Origin of the sequence: Streptomyces milbemycinicus, from assembly GCF_002154605.1 — a bacterium.
In the GTDB taxonomy this organism is placed as follows: Bacteria; Actinomycetota; Actinomycetes; order Streptomycetales; family Streptomycetaceae; genus Streptomyces; species Streptomyces milbemycinicus.
The window spans coordinates 1-1,377 of the sequence record NZ_MUNE01000734.1 but is presented as its reverse complement, the minus strand read 5'-3'; the positions used below and the strand labels follow the sequence as shown (position 1 = coordinate 1,377).

General features: G+C 68.8%; 1 protein-coding gene. It reads right to left on the bottom strand.

Translation table 11 applies throughout. The features are described from left to right. Positions 1-55: 55 nt before the first annotated feature. Positions 56-1,377 (bottom strand): Nramp family divalent metal transporter (locus tag CCN51_RS44375; RefSeq protein WP_086860864.1); only part of this gene is annotated, 1,322 nt, incomplete at its 5' end.

The window sequence follows — 1,377 nt, the reverse complement described above, 5'->3', positions numbered from 1 at the left end:
GCCGGGGCGGGGCGGGTGGCGGGGTGGTGTGTGTGGGTGCAGTGCGCTGCGGGAATCAGCTGCCGGGTGTGAGCTCGAGCGTGTCGAGAACTCCGTACACCCCGAGGAACAGGATCGCCGCGCTGCTCATGACGAGGGCGGCGGTCAGCCAGGGGTTGGCGCGGAAGCGGGGCGGGACGCCGGTGTAGCGCAGGCGCCAGACCGCGACCACGACCGCGAGCAGGAAGATGCCTCCGCCGATGCCGCCGATCTGCACCATCAGAACCGGGGACTGGACCCACAGGAAGATGCACATCCACACCGGGGGCAGACAGCAGGTGAGGATGCGGATGGTGCGCGTGCGTACGCGCATGTCCTTCCAGTTGATCACTCCGAGCAGACCGAGGGTGTTGGTCCACAGGCGCGGGACACTGGCCGACGAGGCGACGGTGACCGAGAAGAGGACGGCGATCGCACCGGCCAGGAACAGATACTCGGCCCAGGGGCCGAGCGTGTCGGTGTAGATATGCGACAGCGTGGTGATCATGCCGTTGCCCTCGGGCACCAGGCCCTGCGGGTGGAGCACCGAGGCGCCGATCACGAAGAAGGACAGGGTGCAGATGGTGCAGATGACCCAGGAGACGGCCACGTCGAGCCGCATGACCTTGAGCCAGCCCTCGGCCCGCTGGGCGCGCTCCTCGGTGCCGTCGTCGGGGCCGGTCCAGCGGGCGTAGCCCTTCTCCAGGCACCAGTACGTGTACGTCGTCATCTCGTCGGCGCCGACGCCGGTGATGCCGAACATGGCGAGTGCGATGCCGACCGTGCCCGCGGGGATCTGGAAGCTCAGGCCGTCGGCGAACTGCTCGGGGCCGTATCCGAAGGCGGTGAACGGCAGGGCGAGCGCCAGGCCGAAGGTGATGATGGTCTTGAGCGTGATGCCGATGACCTCGACCCGCTCGACGACGGGGTACTTGCCCGTCTGCAGGATGAGGATGGCGGCGCCGGTGACGATGATGGCCCAGATGGTCAGGGAGGACGTGCTCAGCGCCGCCCCGTGGATCGGCAGCAGGATCGAACAGGCCGCCGCGGTGCCGCCGATGATGCCGCCGCGCTGGAACATCTTGGCGAAGTCCATGCCGATCCAGAGCCAGTTGATCCAGCTCAGCCGGCCGATCCGGGGGCCGACGTCACGGAAGCCGTCGAGCGCGGGGCGGCCGTTGAGGATGGTCCAGCGGGCCAGCTCCATCTGCACCCACACCTTGACCGCGGTGGAGACGATCACCAGCCACAGCAGCGCGAACCCGGCCTTGGCACCGAGCGAGGTGGTGGTGATCAGTTCACCGGAGCCGACGACGGCGGCGGACAGCACGAGACCGGGGCCGAGGTGGCGTACTCGGC